The organism is Citrobacter sp. Ce129 (assembly GCF_030334545.1).
Classification (GTDB): domain Bacteria; phylum Pseudomonadota; class Gammaproteobacteria; order Enterobacterales; family Enterobacteriaceae; genus Citrobacter; species Citrobacter europaeus.
The window spans coordinates 19,480-39,778 of the sequence record NZ_JAOWDS010000073.1; the positions used below are offsets into that span (position 1 = coordinate 19,480).

Genomic DNA, 20,299 nt, shown 5'->3' on the forward strand with positions numbered 1-20,299 from the left:
ACAAAGAGGCGTTTTGCGTAATCAACCCTGCGACATTTAGTGCGAAACTCCGCGCAGTCTGGCAACAGCTTTCACCAGCAGCACGACTATCCCGCCAATGATAAAACCAAGCACCAGATTCAGCAGGGTTGGAAGCATCAGCGCAATCAATGCACTTTGCTGTTGGGAAAAATGTTCAATCGCATGATGCAATGGTGATATTCCATGCACCACAATTCCGCCGCCGACCAAAAACATCGCCAGCGTGCCGACCACAGAAAGTGTTTTCATCAACCAGGGAGCAACGATCAGCAATCCTTTACCCAGCGACTGGGCAAACGCGCTACGTTTTTCTGCCAGCCAGTACCCAATATCATCGAGCTTAACGATAATCCCGACCAGACCATAGACCCCCACGGTCACCACTAACGCGATGCCCGATAACACCAATACCTGATTCAACAATGGCGCATCCGCTACGATCCCCAGCGTAATCGCGACAATCTCAGCAGATAAAATAAAGTCGGTACGTATCGCCCCTTTGATCTTATCCTTCTCAAAGGTGAGCGGATCCTGCGCCGCCAAAGATGTCAGACGCTGCTGACGTTCTTCCGGAGTTTCTTTGTGTTTACGCGCTTCCAGGGTATGGAGAACTTTTTCCACACCTTCAAAACAGAGAAACGCCCCGCCTACCATTAATAAGGGGGTAATCGCCCAGGGAATGAAGGCGCTTATCAATAGCGCCAACGGCACAAGGATAACTTTGTTAACAAACGAGCCTTTCGCCACGCTCCAGACCACCGGGAGTTCGCGATTCGCCCGCACGCCCGACACCTGCTGCGCGTTAAGCGACAGATCATCTCCCAGTACGCCCGCGGTTTTTTTCGCGGCCAGTTTTCCCATGACGGAGATATCATCCAGCAGCGTGGCGATATCATCGAGTAAGGTCAATAAGCTACTTCCTGCCAAAATTTTTACCCTCAATATTATTTTTTTGCAGTCATAAGTATGAAGTAAAACACGCAATGCTGAAACTGACCTTTCTGGTCAACAAATTTTTAACATCGGCAGGTAATTATAAATCTCGCCAGCAAGATAGTTTTAACGTTTACTATGTTGCACCTTTTTATTTCCACCGTGAGGGAATATGCGTTTCAGGCAATTGCTACCGCTTTTCAGTGCGCTTTTCGCGCTGTACATCATTTGGGGTTCCACGTACTTCGTTATTCGCATTGGCGTTGAAAGCTGGCCGCCGTTGATGATGGCTGGCGTTCGTTTTCTCTCTGCGGGAATTTTGTTAACCGCATTCTTACTTATTCGCGGACATAAGCTGCCGCCTCTGCGTCAGCTTTTGAACGCCGCGTTAATTGGTATCCTGCTGCTGGCTGTAGGTAACGGACTGGTGACTGTCGCTGAGCATCAAAACGTGCCTTCCGGTATTGCCGCCGTAGTGGTCGCCACCGTGCCGCTGTTTACGCTGTGCTTTAGCCACTTTTTTGGCATTAAAACGCGCAAGCTGGAGTGGATGGGGATCGCAATTGGACTCGCTGGGATCATCATGCTGAACAGCGGAGGTAATTTGAGTGGTAATCCGTGGGGCGCTGTTTTAATCCTGATAGGTTCAATGAGCTGGGCATTTGGATCGGTGTACGGTTCACGTATAACGCTACCCGTTGGCATGATGGCCGGGGCCATTGAAATGTTAGCCGCCGGTATTGTGCTGATGTGCGCCTCGTTGCTTTCCGGGGAAAAGTTGACCACTATGCCAACATTTTCAGGCTTTATGGCGGTCGCCTATCTGGCCCTGTTTGGTTCTATTATTGCCATTAACGCGTATATGTACCTGATCCGCAACGTCAGTCCGGCATTAGCCACCAGCTATGCCTACGTGAACCCGGTTGTCGCCGTATTGTTAGGTACCGGTCTGGGAGGAGAAAGCCTGGCGCCCATCGAATGGCTGGCGCTTGGCGTGATTGTATTTGCGGTAGTACTGGTCACGCTCGGTAAATACTTATTTCCCGCTAAAGCGGACGCCGTTGTGACCCCGTCGGAAAAGACGTTACAGTAAATGAATACCGAGAGTGTCGATCTGCGCGCTGGCGCCACCACCGCAGATCCACTCGATAACACGTTCGGATAACGCGTCATCCCCCAGCTTTTCGCGCCCACGCAGGGCGCACTCCCAGACAATCAGTACACGCCAGCCCAGCGCCTGCAACATTTCACCGTCCCGCGCGTCACGCTGGACATTTTTGCCAATTTTTTCCAGCCAGAATTCCGTTCGTGTTGCGGGGACTTTAAATAGATAGCAGTGGTGATGATGCCAGAAACAACCGTGGGTAAAGATCACACAACGATAATCATCGACCACGAAATCGGGGCGACCGGGTAACGTCGCATCCTGCACGCGAAACGTTACCCCCTGCTCTGTCAGCAAGCTGGCAAGGCGCTTTTCAATGGCAGTATCGCGGGTGGCTATCGCCCGCATATTTTTACTGCGCGTTGCCTTATCGTGAACGTCTGCCATGCAGGTTCTCTTTCTCGCGAATAGCAACCGCCTGTTTGATTTTTGGCTCCAGCAGCCTGGCGACCGCCGCAAACGCCGGGACGACCACCGAGTTACCAAACTGACGATATGCCTGCGTGTCCGACACCGGGATCCTGAACTGATAACCCTGAGGTGATTCGAACCCCATCAGACGCGCGCACTCTCTGGGCGTCAACCTGCGAGGACGGTGTCGCTGATTGTGCGGATCATCAAAATCCTTTTCACCCAGCGCCAGATCCCAACCACGGTCAATCAGGATCTCCGCCCCATCTTTATAGTAACGCGCCGATAATGTACGCGTTACGCAATCGGGATTGCCGGGATACACCATGCCATAGCCAAACCCATTCCCCCGCGCCTGATGCTTTTTCGCATAGCGATACAGATATTTCCACAGCACCGGCGTCAACACATATTTTGCATCAACGGTCGGCTCAAGCAGCTCCGCCAGCGTAGTGCGCCGCTGAGGATAGCGGGAGATAATATCGCGCAGCGTGAAGTCTGATTTCAGATTTAGATCGCGGCGAAAGCCGACGAGCACAATACGTTCGCGATGCTGAGGCAAGAAATGTTGCCCGTCGATAATTTTCGGATCGTCCGGTCCGTTATCGTCTGCATCCGCCACGTCATAACCCAGCTCGTCCAGCGTTTGCATAATGATGCGGAAAGTTTTTCCCTGATCGTGGCTCTTCAGGTTTTTGACGTTTTCGAGCACAAATATGGCTGGCCGACGCGCATCGATAATGCGCACTACATCAAAAAATAGTGTGCCTTGCGTATCACAGGCGAAGCCATGAGCACGACCTAACGCGTTTTTCTTTGATACGCCGGCCAGTGAGAATGGCTGACAAGGAAACCCCGCCAACAGCACATCATGCTGAGGAACATGCTGGCAAATATGTTCTGCCGCCTGCTGGTCGCTCACCCCATCATGATGACTGAGGGTGATATCGCGAATATCTTCATTAAAATGGTGCTGGTGAGGATCGCAGTAGTGATTCGCTTTGTAGGTACGCACCGCATGCTTGTTCCACTCACTGGTGAACACGCACTGCCCGCCAATCGCCTCAAAGCCGCGACGAATGCCGCCAATACCGGCAAAAAGATCGATAAAGCGAAAAGCATAATGTGGATGATGCTCAGGCGGCGTCGGCAGCAAGGCTTTCAGATGAGCCAGCTCGCCATCGCTCAGACGATGCCATGTCTCATTGGCGACAACTCGCTTAAAGATGGCCGGACTCCAGCGGTTCTCGCCAACACCATTCAGATGAGCAACCAGCGTTTTCACGTCATAAATTTCAAGCAACTTCGCCAAAATCACCTGTGCGGTGGCGTCGTTATCATCTGTCATCGGGTTCATGGAGCCTGCTACTGAAAAATTATCCTGCATACATTTAACCGGCCGAAATGGATAACCGACAGATTAACATAAAATAGCGCGGTTGACGTTGCGGCTGTACTGGCAACTAACGCGCTATAAGGGGTTGAATCGCGTCAAGATCCAGCATTTCATATTCTCCTTTTAACTCCGCACTCAGTTTCGCCATGTACGTCAATAAGAAGTCAGCATTATGTTGCGCCAAATGCCGGCCTTGCGCGGTTTGCATCGTTAGCGGCAGCGTCAACAGTTTGGTCTGGAAGTGATCGAGCGCGTACTGTTTATCATCAAGACTACGCTGCCTGGCAAACGGATCTTCCGCATCAAACAGCGCCACGCCTAACGCCCCGGACACGGCAAATACACGCGCTAAACCAATCGCCCCCAGCGCCTCAAGCCGGTCAGCATCCTGCACAATTTTGGCCTCAAGGGTTTCTGGTACAATTTTGGCGCTGAAACTGTGCGCCTCAATGGCATGGCACACGGCAGGTAATCGTTGGTGTGGAAAATCAGGGAAATCGTGCATCAAAACGCGACGTGTTTCCTGGGCTGCCATTACCGATGAACGATGACGATCGGGATGATTCTTCGGCAAACTGACGAGATCATGGAAGTAGCATGCCGTCAGCACCACCAGCCAGTCTACGGTCGCATCCGTGCTCAGCTTTTGAGCCGTCTTCCACACACGCCGAAAATGAAAGATGTCGTGAGCAGCGTCGTGCCCTGAATGATTTTCACGCAACCAGGCTTCAAATTTCGACTGCCAGTCATGTCGTTCCATACTCTCACTCTTCGCAGAAAGAAAACCACCTTAGCAACAATTCTCATATCAGACTACCGCCAACACTGCATATCACCACTATATATTATTTTATAATAATCATATTTTCTGCGAATATATAATCAGCATTAGTCAAGACGAGCAGGTAAATTATAAATATGACAGCAAAATAAATAACGAACATCAATAATATATATTTAACAATAAAAATAAATATAAAACATAACTCAATGATAGCAAAGCATTTATCATAAAAATAAAAACATGATAAACATACAATATTAATGATAATAATGCGCTGATGACATATTTTGAAATATCTTAAATACATTTGTTACATGTTATATTTTAAATTAAATGAACTTCATAGATAGTATCCAAATGTAGTCTTTCAAATAGTGTTACATATTCATTTTAATTATTATATAAAGGGAATACATAATGAAAAGAAAAGTACTGGCACTGCTTCTCCCTGCTTTATTAGCTGCAGGCGCAGCTAATGCGGCTGAAATTTATAATAAGAACGGCAATAAACTGGATCTGTACGGTAAAGTCGATGGTCTGCGTTATTTCTCTGACGATACAGGCAGCGACGGCGACATGTCCTATGCACGTCTGGGTTTCAAAGGCGAAACGCAGATCAATGATATGCTGACTGGTTATGGTCAGTGGGAATATAACATTCAAGCCAACGGCACCGAAGGTGATAAAGGCGATTCCTGGACTCGTCTGGCTTTCGCTGGCTTAGGATTTGGTGAGAACGGCACCTTCGATTACGGTCGTAACTATGGCGTCGTCTATGACGTAGAAGCCTGGACCGACATGCTGCCAGAATTTGGTGGCGATACTTACACCCAGACCGACGTGTACATGACCGGTCGTGCTAACGGCGTTGCCACCTATCGCAATAAAGGCTTCTTTGGTCAGGTTGATGGTCTGAACTTCGCCCTGCAGTATCAGGGTAATAACGAAGGTAGCAGCTTAGGTCAGGAAGGTTCCGGTAACAGCACTAACCGTAAACTGGCGAAAGAAAACGGCGACGGCTTCGGTATGTCTACCTCCTATGACTTCGACTTCGGTTTAAGCCTGGGTGCGGCGTACTCCAGTTCCGATCGTACTAACGAGCAAGTTGCAGCTGGCCGCGGCGATCGTAGCTATACCGATAAATATGCTGGTGGCGAAACAGCGGATGCCTGGACTATTGGCGCGAAATATGACGCTAACAACGTGTATCTGGCTGCTATGTACGCAGAAACCCGTAACATGACAGCATACGGCAGCGGCTCTTATAAGAATGCTGCAGGGGAAGATGTTGCGAAAGGCGGTATCGCCAACAAAACGCAAAACTTTGAAGTCACTGCTCAATACCAGTTTGACTTTGGCCTGCGTCCTGCGGTTTCTTTCCTGATGTCTAAAGGTGTTGATTTAGGCGGCTGGGATCGCGACAGCAATGGCAATTACCGCTACACCGACAAAGATCTGGTCAAATATGTTGATGTGGGTATGACTTACTACTTCAACAAAAACATGTCCACCTATGTTGATTATAAAATCAACCTGCTGGATGAAGACGACAGCTTCTACTCTGATAACGGTATCGCGACAGACGACATCGTTGCCGTTGGTTTAGTCTATCAGTTCTAATTGATGCACAAACGCGCAAGCCCGCTTCATATGAAGCGGGCTTTTTATTTATATGAAACGTATTTTTTTACCGCACGGGCATGACAACGATAAACTTGTGAGGATACTCAAAGAAAAAAACATCCGTGAGAACTGTCGTTGAAAGCAAGGCGTGCAAGTGCTTGAATAGTGGCGGAGAGAGGGGGATTTGAACCCCCGGTAGAGTTACCCCTACTCCGGTTTTCGAGACCGGTCCATTCAGCCGCTCTGGCATCTCTCCGTTTTGGCGGTTGCCATGATGCCAGGTAATTTGGCATTTTAACAGACCCAGTTCCGTCAATTTCGTTCAAGTGACGAGTTTGCGAGCAAAACGATGATTAAGTGGCCCTGGAAAGAACAAGAAACAACCCGGAGTGACGACTGGCCGTGGGACGACGCCATGGCTATTCCCCTTTTGGTTAATCTCACCGAGCAAGAACAAGCCAGACTTGTCGCCCTGGCAGAACGCTTTTTACAGCAAAAAAGAATGGTCGCTCTTCAGGGATTTGAGCTGGACCCGCTAAAAAGTGCGCGCATTGCTCTGCTGTTTTGCTTACCTGTTCTGGAACTGGGGATTGAGTGGCTCGACGGGTTTCATGAAGTTCTCATCTACCCTGCCCCGTTTGTCGTAGACGATGAATGGGAAGACGATATTGGGCTGGTGCATAACCAACGCGTTGTACAGTCCGGACAGAGCTGGCAACAAGGCCCAATAATCCTCAACTGGCTTGATATTCAAGATTCCTTTGACGCCTCCGGCTTTAATCTGATCATCCATGAAGTGGCACACAAGCTTGATATGCGTAATGGCGATCGTGCCAGCGGTGTTCCGGCAATCCCCCTGCGCGATATCGCCGGTTGGGAACATGACCTGCATGCCGCAATGAACAATATTCAGGATGAGATCGATCTGGTTGGAGAAACGGCCTGCAGTATAGATGCCTACGCAGCGACCGATCCTGCAGAATGCTTTGCCGTGTTATCCGAGTATTTTTTCAGCGCGCCTGAATTATTTGCTCCGCGTTTTCCTGCCTTATGGCAGCGTTTCATCCAGTTTTATCGCCAGAACCCCATGGAACGGTTACGCGATACCCGGGGAGACGACGATTATCGCTCACCAAATGCGCATTAACACTGAATTTGAAGATTAATTAACCAATTGAAATGACGCGCTAATTTTACTGTTGACACCTCATGGCGAGGTCAGTAATATGCGCCTCGTTCACACGATTCCTCTGTAGTTCAGTCGGTAGAACGGCGGACTGTTAATCCGTATGTCACTGGTTCGAGTCCAGTCAGAGGAGCCAAATTTAAGAAGCCTGCTTAGGAAACTAAGCAGGCTTTTTGCTTTTTATGTCTGTTAAAAAAATGCCTGTAAGAGAGCGCCCGGTTTGCCATAACGCCCCATCCGCCGTTGCATCACATCGTTGATTAAAGTTGTGTAAATGTAAATCGTTTAAACTTTGCACTTATTGTAAGTGCTAGTGATTATCATTTATTGTACGCGAGCCAAAAGAACGAGCCTTGCTCGGTTCACTGTATGTTCCAATTACTCTGGGATAAAAACGATGAATGCTCTGCCTCGCACCGGATTGCGCCGTATCACGCTTGCCTCTGCCCTCGTCTTCTCTGTCAGCCTGCCTGCTTTCGCTCAGGAAACGTTAACGCTTTATACCACCCGCGAACCGGGTCTGATCCAGCCTTTACTTGACAGCTGGACGAAAACCAGCGGCATCAAAGTGAGTACGGTCTATATCAAAGACGGTATGCTTGAGCGTGTTAAGGCTGAAGGCAAAAACTCGCCTGCCGACCTGCTGATGACCGTCGATGCCGGTAATCTCATCGATTTAGTTGAAGCCGGTGTAACCCAGCCGGTAGAGTCAGAAGTACTGAAAGCCGCCATTCCTGCGAATCTGCGCGGTGCGGATAATCAGTGGTTTGCGCTTTCTATGCGCGCTCGCGTGCTGTATGCCGAGAAGTCGCTGCCAATCGATAACTGGCATTACGAACAGCTCGCCAGCCCTGAATACAAAGGAAAAGTCTGTATTCGCTCCGGCCAGCACCCGTACAACACGGCGCTGATCGCCGCGATGATTGCCCATCATGGCGAAGCCAAAACCGAAGAATGGCTGCGCGGCGTGAAGGCTAACCTGGCACGTAAAGCCACCGGCGGCGACCGCGATGTTGCCCGCGATATCCTCGGCGGAATTTGTGATATTGGTCTGGCTAACTCCTATTACGTCGGTCATATGAAGAACGCCAAAGAAGGCAGCGATGCGCGTCAGTGGGGCGATGCCATAAAAGTCGTTAAACCCACCTTTGAAAATGGCGGTACGCACGTCAACATCAGCGGTGCAGCCGTTGCCCGCTATGCGCCGAATAAAGCCGATGCCGTTAAGCTGATGGAATATCTGGTTTCGGCGCCTGCCCAGCAGCAGTACGCGAAAGCGAACTTCGAATATCCGGTACTGAAAGGCGTAACGCTTGACCCGGTTATCAGCGCCACAATCGGTGAAATCGATGTAGATAAAACGCCGCTAACCGAAATCGTGAAGTATCGTAAACAAGCTAGCCTGCTGGTAGATAAAGTTGGATTCGATCAATAAACCTCTGCAGTTTCCGACGTTACGCGGCCTGGTTTCCGGGCCGCAGTCATTATTAACGCCGTTGCATCTTGGCGCGCTGTGCGTCGCACTTGGCGTCCTGACCCCTGTCGTTGCGCTGATCTGGCAGGCCACCCAGGTCGATTTATCCCACTGGGATAATCTCATGACATATGTACTGCCATCTGCGCTAAAAAACACCGTGCTGTTGCTCGCAGGTGTCGCTGTAATGGTCGGTGTCATTGGCGTAGGCAGCGCATGGGCGGTGACGGCATGGGATTTCCCTGGGCGAAAAATTCTCAGTTGGGCGCTGCTGTTGCCGCTGGCGATGCCGACCTACATCGTCGCCTTTGCGTGGCTCGATCTGTTGCATCCGATAGGTCCCCTGCAAACCTTTATCCGTTTCTTACTGGGATTTGACAGCCCGCGACAATTCCGCCTGCCAGATTTACGTTCTCTTTCCGGCGCAATAATTCTGCTCGGATTAGTGCTTTATCCTTACGTCTACCTGACAACCCGCGCTATGTTTATCAGCCAGCCGGCCCATTTACTGGAAGCTGCGCGTACGCTGGGATGCAGCGCAACAGGAGCCTTTTTTCGCGTCGCTCTCCCCATGGCTCGTCCGGCACTGGCCGTTGGGATCAGTCTGGCACTGCTGGAAACGCTCAACGATATTGGCGCGTCAGAATTCCTCGGGGTACAGACCTTAACGGTTACCGTGTACACCACGTGGATCTCGCGTTCTGATTTATCTGCCGCGGCGCAAATCGCCTGCATAATGCTGATGTTTATATTTTTTATTCTGACGCTGGAATTTTATGGCCGCAGAAAACAGGGCTTCAGCAGCCGCAGCCTGCGGGAAATTCAACCCACGCGCGTGCAGGGCTGGCGTGGCTGGCTGCTCGGTGGCGTTATTTCACTGCCGGTTGTGCTGGGTTTTCTGGCCCCGGTCCTGTTTTTAATTTGGGAAAGCGCCAAACGCATAGGCGATGAGAACCCAATATCCTCCTCGTTACTGTCAGCATTACAAAATACGCTATCACTGGCGGCGGGAACCACGCTGGTGGTGGTGTGTGTCAGTATGCTGGTTGCCTGGAGCGCGCGCCACAGCGCCGCAGATAACGCGATGCCGGGATTTCGTCGCGGTGTAATGCGTCTGGCGTCTTTAGGCTATGCGGTTCCCGGCACCATTCTGGCGATTGGTTTTTTAACCCCCGCCATGGCTGTCGACCGCTGGCTGGCTGATTTACTGGATGTTCGCGGCCTGCCGCTGATGTCTGCAGGGATCCTGCTGGTAATTTGTTGTGCCATGCGTTTCCAGGCGATTGCTATCGGCGCGCTGGACTCCGGCCTGGGGCGCATCCCGCCGGCGCTGGAACAGGCTTCACGTCTGCTGGGTGAGAATGGTGCGGGCACATTTGCACGGGTTCATTTCCCATTGCTGCGCCCGGCGTTAGTGAGTAGCGCCCTGCTGGTTTTTGCCGATGCCATGAAAGAACTGCCAACCACATTGCTTTTGCGCCCGGTAAACTTCGAAACGCTGGCAACGTTGCTGTATGCGGAAGCTGCCCGTGGAACCTATGAAGAAGGCGCTATCGCCGCGCTAATGATTGTTTTAGCTGGCACGCTACCGGTTATTTTGTTGGTGCGTCATCAGATGACTCGCCGTGGTTAAGAGAGCAACAATGTCAGAAAATGCATTACGACTCCAGGATGTGCACGTTGCCTACGGTAACAGCCAGCAATCGGTACTGAGCGGATTTTCAATGTCGGTACGTAAAGGAGAAATCGCCTGTCTGCTGGGCGCTTCAGGCTGTGGAAAAACTACGGTGCTACGCGCAGTTGCCGGATTTGAACGGCTGCGAAGCGGAGAGATCTATGTGTCACAGCGCCGCGTTGCCGGTCCCGGGGTTCATCTGCCGCCGGAGAAACGTCATGTCGGCATGGTCTTTCAGGAATATGCGCTGTTCCCCCACCTGACCGCGCAGCAAAACGTGGCCTTTGGATTACGACGTATGCCACGCGAGGAGCAGCAGGTTCGGGTGGCGGAGCTGTTAAAAATGGTGGAGTTGCACAGCCATGCCAGCCGTTATCCGCATGAACTTTCCGGCGGGCAGCAGCAGCGTATCGCGCTTGCGCGCGCGTTGGCCCCGCATCCGGAAATCCTGCTGCTCGATGAGCCTTTCTCCAGCCTGGATAAGCGTACGCGTGAGCGTCTTGGCAACGAGGTACGGGATATTTTACGCGCCGCCGGGCAAACGGCACTGCTGGTTACCCACAGCGAACACGAAGCGCAGCTGATGGCTGACCATATTGGCGTGGTAAAAATGGGGCAGTATCAAATTAAAACAGCGACCCACCCTGGCTAAAGGTAACCGGGTCGCCGTGATAATTAATAGTGCGTCTGAACCAGACTGATGTTCACCGGCATGCCGGAGCGTCTTTCCAGTGCCTGATTTCCGCGACTCACATCCACGTCATTCCCGCTAATGAAAGTGCGCAACGCGGGAGTGACTGGCAAGGGAACCTGTCTGTCAGACTCATATTCCGAACGGTTTCGTGACAGGGGTTCATGCACTTCCACCCAACGACTGCCGTCGGGCTCTACGCTGTATTTCACCGGTCGGTCTATCAGTTGCACACGCGTCCCAACCGGGACGGTATCAAACAGATATTTAATGTCATCATTTCGCAAACGGATGCAACCCTGGCTGACCCGCAGACCAATGCCAAAATTCGCATTTGTGCCATGTATGGCATAAAGCCTGCCGATATAAATCGCATACAGCCCCATCGGGTTATCTGGTCCAGCGGGCACAAACGCAGGCAAGGATTCCCCGCGTGCGGCGTATTCACGGCGGGTATTCGGCGTCGGCGTCCAGCTCGGCGCTTCCTGCTTACGCTCGACCGCCGTCACCCAGTTACGCGGCGTTTCTCTTCCCGCCTGACCAATGCCAATGGGTAAAACTTCAACCGTATTACTGCCAGCGGGATAGTAGTAAAGGCGCATTTCTGCGACGTTAATGACGATCCCCTCGCGCACGGTATCCGGTAAAATCAGTTGCTGAGGCACAACCAGCGTTGAGCCAGACTGAGGCAGAAAAACATCTACGCCGGGATTGGCTTCAAGCATGTTGCTCAACCCCTGCCCGTACTGCGCGGCAAAGGCTTCCAGCGGCTGAGTGTTTCCTGAAGGGACCGTAATAGTCAAAGGGCTTCCCACCAGGCGACTTCCTTCTGGCGGCAGCGGATAGCTCACCGCCTGCGCGCCCTGACATGCGAGCAGCATAATGAGTGAACAAAGCAGTTTCACACGACGCATCTTTTTCCTTTCCTTCGTCGCAGCAGACATCCGTTAATTATAGCTTTTATTATCTGTTTTAGTGGGTTACGTCTAAAATGTGCATAAAAAACCCCGCCATCCCGCGGGGTTCAGGGCTCACGTAACTACGCTTCCTTACCATCCGGAAGCACAATGTTACTGGCGGCGAGCTGCCCCATGTTGGAGTACATTGCACAGGCCGCTTCAATAATCGGCATCGCCAGCGCGGCCCCGCTACCTTCGCCCAAACGCATCCCCATGTTGAGGTACGGATCCAATTCAAGATGGGCCAGCGCAGTGCGAGCGCCCTTCTCAGCGGAGAAGTGTGATGGGATCAGGTAAGGTTTAATCTGCGGCGCAATCTGGCTGGCCGCCAACGCAGCAGAGTAAGAGAGAAAACCGTCCAGCACCACAGGCAGGCCACAGGAGGCCGCCCCCAGCATCACCCCCGCCATACCGACAAGATCAAACCCGCCAACCTTAGCCAGCACATCGATACCGTCATTACGATCCGGTTGGTTGACAGCAATAGCTCGCCGCACAACCTCAACTTTATTGCCTACTCGGGAAAGCGGAAGGTTAGCGCCGATACCTACCACATCCTCAGCATCGCTGCCGGTCAGCACGCTGACGATTGCTGCTGCAGGTGTCGTATTTGCCATACCAAGTTCACCAACGCCAAACAGCGTTACACCGTCTTTGGCCAACTCATGGGTATAACGAATAACTTCCAGCAGCAGTTCTTCGGCCTGCGAACGGCTCATTGCCGGGCCTTGGGCAATATTGCCGCAGCCGCGCGCCACGCGCATGTTCACCACGCCAGGAATAGGTTCGGCATCAATACCGACATCAATCACATGTACCTTTGCCCCCGCCTGCGCGGCCAGCACACAAACGCCGGTTGTCCCGCGCGTCATATTCGCGGCCTGAATAGCCGTGACGATTTTAGGCGAAACAGCAACCCCTTCATCCCACACGCCGTGATCGGCACACATCACCAGCATCGCTTTGCCGTTCACATGCGGGGTGCCTTTCAGGCCAGGCATACCGGCCAGTTGCACGGCGAGCGATTCGAGCCGCCCAAGGCTTCCCGGCGGTTTAAGCAAGCCGTCGATATGCTGTTGTGCACGCCGCATCGCAGCACTATCAGGTGTTGGGATTGCGCGGAGTAAAGAGGTTAAAGTCTGCATAAGGGTTCCAGTATGTTGGCTGACTCAGAGCAGAGCCAGCAGGAAAATCAACTCGCCAAGTTCAATGGCTGCGCCCAGCGTATCGCCGGTCTGCCCACCCAACGTGCGTTTTAATAACTGCCCAAGAATAAAAATCGCCACTATCGTAACAACCAGCGCTGCAACGCCGCGCATGCCGGGAAGAAGCACGGCAGCCAGGATCGCCGCGAATCCCAACGTGACGCAGGTTTGACGCCCGGTGACTTTACCAATAAAGACATTACCCAGCCCTTCTTCGCGGGCGTAACGATGTCGATACATCAGCAAAACAGCGGTACCCCGTCCGGCGACACACGCTGCAGCAAGCGCCGCCAGCATCGGTGTGCCACGCAAAGCCAGTTCGCTCACCACCAGCACTTTCGCCAGCAACACGAAAATTAACGCCAGTCCGCCGTGGGTTCCCAGGCGGCTGTCACGCATGATTTCCAGCATCCGCTCACGTCGACGGGCAGAAAAAATGCCGTCACAGGTATCCGCCAGCCCGTCGAGATGAAATCCCCCGGTCAATAACGCCAGGGTAAGGACGGCAAACAGAGCCGCCAATGGCACTCCGCACCAGGGCTGTAGCGCCATAAAGACCAGCCCCGTCAGGCCTCCCAGCACCACGCCAATCAAGGGGAACATCACAATACCGCGCGAATAGTGCTCGAAATCCAGTCCTTGCGACCAGCGTGCAGGAACGGGCAAGCGACTGATAAAAGAGAGCATTGCCCAGAACAACTTACTCATTTAATTTTGACTCCAATTCCTGATACCACCAGCCAGACCTCATCAGCTGCCGCCGCCAGTCGCTGGTTCACGCGTCCTGCAATATCGCGAAAATGCCGTGCCAGACGGTTTTCCGGAACAATTCCCATTCCCACTTCGTTGGTGACCAGCACCACCTTTGCCGGGCAGCGCTGACAGGCAGCAATCAGCGAACGGATTTCGTCGTCGATGGACTGCTCCATCGCCGCGTAATCCCAGCTATCCGGGTCACTGTCACCGCCCAGCGCAAACAGCAGATTAGTCACCATCGTGGTAATGCACTCCAGTAGAATGGCTTCTTGCGGATTGTTCGTTGCCGTTATCAGTTCATCCAGATGTTGCCAGCGCTCGGCTGTACGCCAGTGCGCAGGGCGTCCATCGCGATGATGCTGAATTCGCGCAGCCATCTCCTCATCAAAAATCTGCGAAGTTGCGATATACAAAACGTTTGGAGAATCAGCGATCAGCGCCTCCGCATGCCGACTCTTGCCGCTTCGTGCGCCGCCCGTAACCAGAATAATCATACTGGCTCCCGGTGTTGCTGCATGATGGTATAAATTTTCTCAATATCGATGTGTTGCCGCATCGCATCCGCCAGCAGATCAAACTGCTGCGATTTATATTGCGCGTAATGGAAGGTGGAATCCAGCGGGGCTAATCCTTTACGCTTTCGCAGGCCATTCACCAGCGCACGGGTAAATTCATCGCTGTCGAACAGACCGTGAAGGTAGGTGCCGAACGCCAGACCATCCGGAGTGACCGCGCCGTCAGCCACATTGCCGCCGTCTTTTCGCAGCGTCATCACCGACCGGCATTCTTCAGTTAACGTCGTTTCGCCCATGTGGATTTCATAACCGCGAACGGATAACCCCGCCGTGCCTGCCAGCCAGTCGGGCAGCGAGGAGGACATTTGCCCTTCAACCAGGGTGGTGGTTTTATGCTGGGCAAAATGGGTTACGGTATTGAGCAAGCCCAGCCCCGGCAGCGTACCGAGTCCTGACTCCACGTCATCAATGATGGTATCGCCGAGCATTTGGTAACCGCCGCAAATCCCCACCACCGGTACGTTATTACGATGCAATTGCACGACGCCGTGCGCCATGCCGCTTTCACGCAGCCACACCAGATCGCCCAGCGTATTTTTGCTGCCGGGCAGAATCACCAGATCGGCCCCCGCCAGCTCTTCTGGCTGGCGAACATAGCGCACGCGCACATCCGGTTGTGCGGCAAGCGCATTGAAATCCGTAAAGTTAGAAATGTGCGGTATTTGAACCACCGCGATGTCGATGTCGCGTTTGTCTGTGCGCAAATATTTGCCCTTTTGCAGCGCAACGCCATCTTCATCTTCCAGATCAACATCCAGCCAGGGCATGACGCCCAGTACCGGAACGTCGGTCAGCGCTTCAATTTGCTCAATACCGGAGTGCAGCAGCGTCACATCACCGCGAAACTTATTGATGATCACCCCTTTGACCCGCGCGCGTTCGTGATCGTGCAACAGCGCCAGCGTGCCATAAATGGAGGCAAACACCCCGCCGCGATCGATATCTGCCACCAGAATGACAGGACATTGCGCCATTTCAGCCATGCCCATATTGACGATATCGCGATCGCGCAGGTTAATCTCAGCCGGACTTCCCGCGCCTTCCAGCACCAGTACATCGAACTCCTGCGCCAGGCTGTTGTAAACTGACAGGATTTGATCCCGCAGACGCGGTTTGTACTCGTGGTAACTCACCGCGTCCATATCGGTCGCCACTTTGCCCATCAGCACGACCTGCGCTTTACGATCGCTGGTTGGCTTAAGCAGCACCGGATTCATACGCACATCTGGCGTAATGCCGGCAGCCTCAGCCTGAAAGATTTGCGCGCGGCCCATCTCTTTGCCCTCTGGCGTAATACCAGAGTTCAGCGCCATATTCTGCGATTTGAACGGTGCGGTACGCAGCCCATCCTGATAAAAAATTCGACACAGCCCGGCGACCAACACGCTTTTACCCACATCAGATGCCGTTCCCTGCAACATTATTGCCTGCGTCATGACGCCTCCTTCAGTGCGTTCTCTCGCATACAACTAAAAAATTCAGCCTCTGTTTTACACAGCGGGAAGCCCAGCTCAGTATGCAGCTTCACCAGCCAGGGCTGAGTTAGTCCCGCTTGTTCAATCAGTTCCGTCTGGGCGAAAACGTCACCCGGCGTGCCATGCGTTAGCACTTCGCCCCGGCGCAAAACGTAAACTGCATCGCTGACCTCATAGATAAGATCGATATCATGGCTGGAGATAACCACGTGATTTCCTTGCGCTACGATGCGTTTGATTATCTCAATCATCTGCATGCGACCTGAAGGGTCAAGGCCTGCAGTAGGTTCATCCAATAGCAAATACTGCGCCTGCAACACCAATGCCCCTGCAATCGCCACACGTTTTTTTTGCCCGTGGCTTAAACACTGAATAGGCTGATGGCGGAAATGCTGGGCGTCGACCAGCGTGAGCGCATCGTCCACCCGACGGGAGATTTCAGCCTCATCCACGCCAAGGTTGCGCAGGCTGAAGGCAATGTCGCTGTCGATATCGGTATAAAAGATTTGCTGATCGGGGTCCTGAAAGACGGTTGCCACCTGCTGACGCAGCGCCAGCAAGCCGCGTTTGCTGTAATCCAGCGGTTTGCCTTGCCACATCACTGTGCCTTGCTGCGGGCGCAGTAAGCCACTCAGGTTCATAAATAGCGTAGATTTCCCGCAGCCATTGGCACCGACCAGCCCGGTGACGGCATGCGTAGAAAAGTCCAGCGTTAGCCCTTTGAGGATGGGGTCATCCTGATAGCGAAACCAAAGCGCTGAGGTGGCAAGCATACTTATCCTTACAGGTGAAAATCACCCTGATACAGTTTGATATCCAGTGTGGTGGTCATTTGCTGGTAGCGGATCAACACGCGGGTAAACAGCAGTCCCACCAACATCGCCAGCGAGCGATAGCCCAACGGCAAGCTACGATAACCAAAACGCAGCGTTTGTGCGCGATGTATAGCCAGCGCCTCGTCTAACAGGATAAAAATAAAGCGCCAGGTTAACAGGATCTGCTCAGTCAACAGGCGAGGAACGCGCCCGCGTTTAAGTAAGATAATTAATTGCGGAAACGGTAGATTCAGTACCAGCCAGAACGTTGCCGCCAGCGCAGCCAGGCTGCGCCAGAAGGTTTCATTAGCGGTGACCAGCCCTGGCCCACTCACGCCTAACCAATAGCTTCCTACAGGGATGCTGGCCAGCAGCGTCTGTGGATCGCGGCTAAAACTAAACAGAATAGTCACCACGCCAACTGTCAGAAAACCAAATGGCAAAGCCATCCAGCGACACCAGCGCCAGAAGGAAATGCGCAGCAGCCAGCAGCTCAGCGCGGCAATCAATAATAGCTCAATACCCTGCCCCAACGGGGGCAGAGTAAATGCCAGAATCATCATCATCAGCCAGAGCAGAAATTTCCGCACCGGTGAGACATGAAACCAGCGGCTTTGATAGCTAAGCCTGTCAAGCCCGGTCATCACGACGTTGCCTGCCCTTGGTATAACCCAGAATGTAGAAAATCACGGCTGCGCCCAGCGATCCCTGAAGCGTAAACAGCAGGCTTTCAATCTCGCCGCTTGCGGGTTCATACAACGGCTGGAACCACGGTTCATAATGGGGAGCAATTGCCTGAATCTGACTCTCCGCCTCACCGTCTGAACCGCCATACTCTCCACCGTGGTTGATAAAGAACGGCAGGATCACCAGCGCGACAACCATCACTAACAAAATCAGCGTCTTTTTCATCGTTAATGTCCTTGAGCGGTAATCAACTGCCGTTTGGTTAACTGGTCATAAATCATTACGGTGAGCAGACCTTCCGCAATCGCAATAGGGATCTGCGTCAGGCAGAAAATTCCCATGAACTTGATGATTGAGCCGGTAGCGCCAGCGGACGGATCCGGGAACGCAACGCCCAGTTGCACCGAGGTCACGAAATAAGTGACGAGATCCGCCAGCATCGCGCACAGGAAGACGCAGACATCACGACGCAGCCCCGCACGGCAGGCCATTTTCCACACCATGTAGCCCACAACCGGGCCGATCACCGCCATCGACATACCGTTAGCGCCGAGCGTCGTCAAACCACCGTGCGCCAGCAGCAGTGCCTGGAACAGCAGAACAATTGCCCCAAGGATTGCCACCACGCCCGGTCCAAACAGGATAACCGCCAGACCTACGCCGGTAGGGTGTGAACAACTTCCGGTAACGGAAGGAATTTTCAGCGCCGACAGCACAAAAATAAACGCGCCGCACAAAGCCAGTAACACTTTTTGGTGACTATCTTCCTGTACGATTTGGCGCAGACGCACCAGCCCGTACCACAGACAGGGCAAAAATAGCAGCCACCAGGCCAGCGCCCACATCGGCGGCAAGAAACCTTCCATTATGTGCATGGCGAACGCTTGTTCAGGAACAATCATCAGTAATAGCGCCGCAGCCAACCCGCTGAAAGACAGCTGTTTTAGCTGTTGTTCAAGCTTCATTGTGCATACTCCCACTGTTTATTGACCAGAATGGTCGAGAAATAAGGCAGCGGCTGATCGTCGCTCACCTCATCGAGATGACGCCAGCACTGCTCACCCGGCAGCGTGGCTTCAGACATCATCAATGCGCAATCTAACAATCCCTCTTGTTGCAGCAGTGCTTTGATGCGCGCAAAACGACCGTATACTTTCATCAGCACCAGACTGTCATGTTGCTTTAATGCCTGCTGGATTTCCGCTTCCGGCGCGGTACAGGAGACCACTGCCAGAGACTGTTGCTCCATGGCGAGCGGCGTTTTGGAACGCGCGGCAATCGCAGCGAAAGAGGTCACGCCCGGGACAATTTCTAACCAATCAGGACAGCCTATACGCTGGAGTAAAAAGACCCAGGTGCTGAACAGCATGGCGTCGCCGAGAGTGATAAAGCCCACCTGCTTACCGGCTTCAACTTCCTGTACTAACGCGGCAGCAACGTCATCCCATACGGCCTCTTTTTCAGCGCTGTCGGCACTCATAGGAAAATGGCAGCAGCGAACTTCGGTCTGCTCGCCGATATACTCCCGCACGATCGACAACGCCAGGCTGTCGCCACCTTTCCGCCCGGCAGGCGCATAGAGAATGTCCAGCGTGCCCAGCGTGCGTGCGGCCCGCACGGTAATAAGATCGGAAGCACCTGGCCCGGTGCTTAATGCGTACAGTTTTCCGCTCATGCCGCTTCCTCCAGCGCAACATTAAGCGCCTGCTGTAAATGCGCCACAAACATCGCACGCACCGCTGGATTCTCACCCAGGCCACTGAGCCACGGCGTTGCCGGTATCCCGGCCGCGTTAAACAATGTTTTCCACGAATCATCTTCGTCGGAGGCCATATCATTGATGGCATGATCGCCAGCAACTAGCATCAGCGGCATCAGATGTACCGCCGTCACTCCTTCCTGGGACAAACTTTCAATCAGCACATCGACTTCCGGATAGCTTTCTACCGCCCCAACCCGCGCCGGATAACGCTGCGCCGTCATCATGTGATCGAGGCAGGCATAGGCGGCAAAGGCATGATGGCTGGCGCCGTGTCCCATAAAGACCACTTTTTCATTTTCGCCAAGCGCCGGCATTTGCTGTTGCAGCGCCAGCATCAGCTGGGCGTAATCTTCATGGCTGCTCAGCAGCGGTACACCCAGCGTCAGGCGAGAAAAAAGCGGGCGCATACTTTGCACTTCGCGGACAATTTTTTCGTATTCGTCGCCGTTGATAATATGCAACGACTGAATAGCCACATCCTGATATCCCTGCTCCGCCAGTTTTTGCAGCGCCTGCAGCGGCGTGTCGATTTCAATGCCGTCACGCTGCTTGAGCTTGCGGATTATCATCCCGGAGGTAAACGCCCGGAACAGGTCGCGGTCAGGGCAACTGGCTGCGAGATCGCGCTCACAGGCCACAATATTTTTCTCACAGGTGTCGTGGTAGCTGGTGCCAAAGCTGACCACCAGAAGCGCCTTTTTCATCT

21 protein-coding genes and 2 tRNA genes are annotated in these 20,299 nt (G+C 53.0%); 7 read left to right on the plus strand and 16 right to left on the minus strand.

The genetic code is table 11. The annotated features are described in order from the left end of the window. Positions 1-36: 36 nt before the first annotated feature. Complete coding sequence (locus OGV77_RS19775) at positions 37-951, minus strand: DUF808 domain-containing protein (RefSeq protein WP_170928033.1); 915 nt, start codon at positions 949-951, stop codon at positions 37-39. Positions 952-1,126: 175 nt separating this feature from the next. Here OGV77_RS19775 and yedA point away from each other — a divergent pair, with 175 nt between their 5' ends. After that, complete coding sequence (yedA, locus tag OGV77_RS19780) at positions 1,127-2,047, plus strand: drug/metabolite exporter YedA (protein WP_075146000.1); 921 nt, start codon at positions 1,127-1,129, stop codon at positions 2,045-2,047. Here yedA and OGV77_RS19785 read toward each other — a convergent pair. The 3 genes from OGV77_RS19785 to OGV77_RS19795 form a co-directional block, all read right to left on the minus strand. Continuing rightward, positions 2,039-2,506 (minus strand): very short patch repair endonuclease, encoded by a 468-nt coding sequence (locus OGV77_RS19785; protein ID WP_043016793.1) that lies wholly within the window; start codon positions 2,504-2,506, stop codon positions 2,039-2,041. The genes yedA and OGV77_RS19785 overlap by 9 nt on opposite strands. After that, the gene (locus OGV77_RS19790) at positions 2,487-3,917 is read right to left on the minus strand and encodes a DNA cytosine methyltransferase (RefSeq protein WP_414437094.1); all 1,431 of its coding nucleotides are present in this window, start codon (positions 3,915-3,917) and stop codon (positions 2,487-2,489) included. Before OGV77_RS19790 ends, OGV77_RS19785 begins: the two co-directional genes overlap by 20 nt. Positions 3,918-3,993: 76 nt before the next feature. Further along, positions 3,994-4,686 (minus strand): phosphohydrolase, encoded by a 693-nt coding sequence (locus OGV77_RS19795; RefSeq protein ID WP_043016795.1) that lies wholly within the window; start codon positions 4,684-4,686, stop codon positions 3,994-3,996. A 441-nt stretch (positions 4,687-5,127) separates the two neighbouring features. Here OGV77_RS19795 and ompC point away from each other — a divergent pair, with 441 nt between their 5' ends. Continuing rightward, a complete protein-coding gene (gene ompC / locus OGV77_RS19800) occupies positions 5,128-6,330 on the plus strand; it encodes a porin OmpC (protein WP_087051382.1) in 1,203 nt (400 codons plus the stop codon). Positions 6,331-6,499: 169 nt separating this feature from the next. On the opposite strand, the gene OGV77_RS19805 is transcribed toward ompC, so the two are convergent. After that, positions 6,500-6,589 (minus strand) — tRNA-Ser (locus OGV77_RS19805). Between the two features lie 93 nt (positions 6,590-6,682). Between OGV77_RS19805 and mtfA the strand changes: the two genes are divergently transcribed. The 5 genes from mtfA to OGV77_RS19830 all read left to right on the plus strand — a co-directional run bounded on the left by mtfA (position 6,683) and on the right by OGV77_RS19830 (position 11,320). Beyond that, positions 6,683-7,480 carry a DgsA anti-repressor MtfA gene (mtfA, locus tag OGV77_RS19810; RefSeq protein WP_075145996.1) on the plus strand — a complete coding sequence of 266 codons (798 nt, stop codon included), beginning with the start codon at positions 6,683-6,685 and terminating at the stop codon, positions 7,478-7,480. A gap of 99 nt (positions 7,481-7,579) precedes the next feature. Next, a tRNA-Asn gene (locus OGV77_RS19815) sits at positions 7,580-7,655 on the plus strand. 261 nt (positions 7,656-7,916) lie between these two features. Further along, positions 7,917-8,954, plus strand: a complete 1,038-nt coding sequence (locus tag OGV77_RS19820) for an extracellular solute-binding protein (RefSeq protein ID WP_087051381.1) — start codon at positions 7,917-7,919, stop codon at positions 8,952-8,954. Then, positions 8,938-10,626, plus strand: a complete 1,689-nt coding sequence (locus tag OGV77_RS19825) for an ABC transporter permease (protein ID WP_087051380.1) — start codon at positions 8,938-8,940, stop codon at positions 10,624-10,626. Before OGV77_RS19820 ends, OGV77_RS19825 begins: the two co-directional genes overlap by 17 nt. A 10-nt stretch (positions 10,627-10,636) precedes the next feature. Then, positions 10,637-11,320, plus strand: coding sequence for an ABC transporter ATP-binding protein (locus OGV77_RS19830; protein WP_047410286.1), 684 nt, complete (start codon positions 10,637-10,639; stop codon positions 11,318-11,320). A 23-nt stretch (positions 11,321-11,343) separates the two neighbouring features. On the opposite strand, the gene ldtA is transcribed toward OGV77_RS19830, so the two are convergent. The 11 genes from ldtA to cbiK all read right to left on the minus strand — a co-directional run bounded on the left by ldtA (position 11,344) and on the right by cbiK (position 20,297). Then, positions 11,344-12,273, minus strand: coding sequence for a L,D-transpeptidase (ldtA, locus tag OGV77_RS19835; protein WP_043016801.1), 930 nt, complete (start codon positions 12,271-12,273; stop codon positions 11,344-11,346). A gap of 125 nt (positions 12,274-12,398) precedes the next feature. After that, positions 12,399-13,463 carry a nicotinate-nucleotide--dimethylbenzimidazole phosphoribosyltransferase gene (gene cobT, locus OGV77_RS19840; protein ID WP_043016802.1) on the minus strand — a complete coding sequence of 355 codons (1,065 nt, stop codon included), beginning with the start codon at positions 13,461-13,463 and terminating at the stop codon, positions 12,399-12,401. A gap of 24 nt (positions 13,464-13,487) precedes the next feature. Next, positions 13,488-14,231 carry an adenosylcobinamide-GDP ribazoletransferase gene (gene cobS, locus OGV77_RS19845; protein WP_019077089.1) on the minus strand — a complete coding sequence of 248 codons (744 nt, stop codon included), beginning with the start codon at positions 14,229-14,231 and terminating at the stop codon, positions 13,488-13,490. After that, positions 14,228-14,773 carry a bifunctional adenosylcobinamide kinase/adenosylcobinamide-phosphate guanylyltransferase gene (gene cobU / locus OGV77_RS19850; RefSeq protein WP_080624988.1) on the minus strand — a complete coding sequence of 182 codons (546 nt, stop codon included), beginning with the start codon at positions 14,771-14,773 and terminating at the stop codon, positions 14,228-14,230. Before cobU ends, cobS begins: the two co-directional genes overlap by 4 nt. Continuing rightward, a complete protein-coding gene (locus tag OGV77_RS19855) occupies positions 14,770-16,290 on the minus strand; it encodes a cobyric acid synthase (RefSeq protein WP_087051379.1) in 1,521 nt (506 codons plus the stop codon). Before OGV77_RS19855 ends, cobU begins: the two co-directional genes overlap by 4 nt. Next, positions 16,287-17,102, minus strand: a complete 816-nt coding sequence (locus tag OGV77_RS19860) for an energy-coupling factor ABC transporter ATP-binding protein (RefSeq protein WP_047410272.1) — start codon at positions 17,100-17,102, stop codon at positions 16,287-16,289. The genes OGV77_RS19855 and OGV77_RS19860 overlap by 4 nt, the downstream gene beginning before the upstream one ends. Before the next feature lie 8 nt (positions 17,103-17,110). Next, on the minus strand, positions 17,111-17,788 hold the full coding sequence (locus tag OGV77_RS19865; RefSeq protein ID WP_043016807.1) for an energy-coupling factor ABC transporter transmembrane protein: 678 nt from the start codon (positions 17,786-17,788) through the stop codon (positions 17,111-17,113). Further along, entirely contained in the window at positions 17,775-18,056 is a 282-nt protein-coding gene (locus tag OGV77_RS19870; protein WP_043016808.1) for an energy-coupling factor ABC transporter substrate-binding protein, read from the minus strand. The genes OGV77_RS19865 and OGV77_RS19870 overlap by 14 nt, the downstream gene beginning before the upstream one ends. Before the next feature lie 2 nt (positions 18,057-18,058). Then, positions 18,059-18,796, minus strand: coding sequence for a cobalt ECF transporter S component CbiM (gene cbiM, locus OGV77_RS19875; RefSeq protein WP_043016809.1), 738 nt, complete (start codon positions 18,794-18,796; stop codon positions 18,059-18,061). Next, positions 18,793-19,506, minus strand: coding sequence for a cobalt-factor II C(20)-methyltransferase (locus OGV77_RS19880; protein WP_047410268.1), 714 nt, complete (start codon positions 19,504-19,506; stop codon positions 18,793-18,795). Before OGV77_RS19880 ends, cbiM begins: the two co-directional genes overlap by 4 nt. After that, positions 19,503-20,297, minus strand: coding sequence for a sirohydrochlorin cobaltochelatase (gene cbiK, locus OGV77_RS19885; protein WP_043016811.1), 795 nt, complete (start codon positions 20,295-20,297; stop codon positions 19,503-19,505). Before cbiK ends, OGV77_RS19880 begins: the two co-directional genes overlap by 4 nt. Positions 20,298-20,299: the final 2 nt, after the last annotated feature.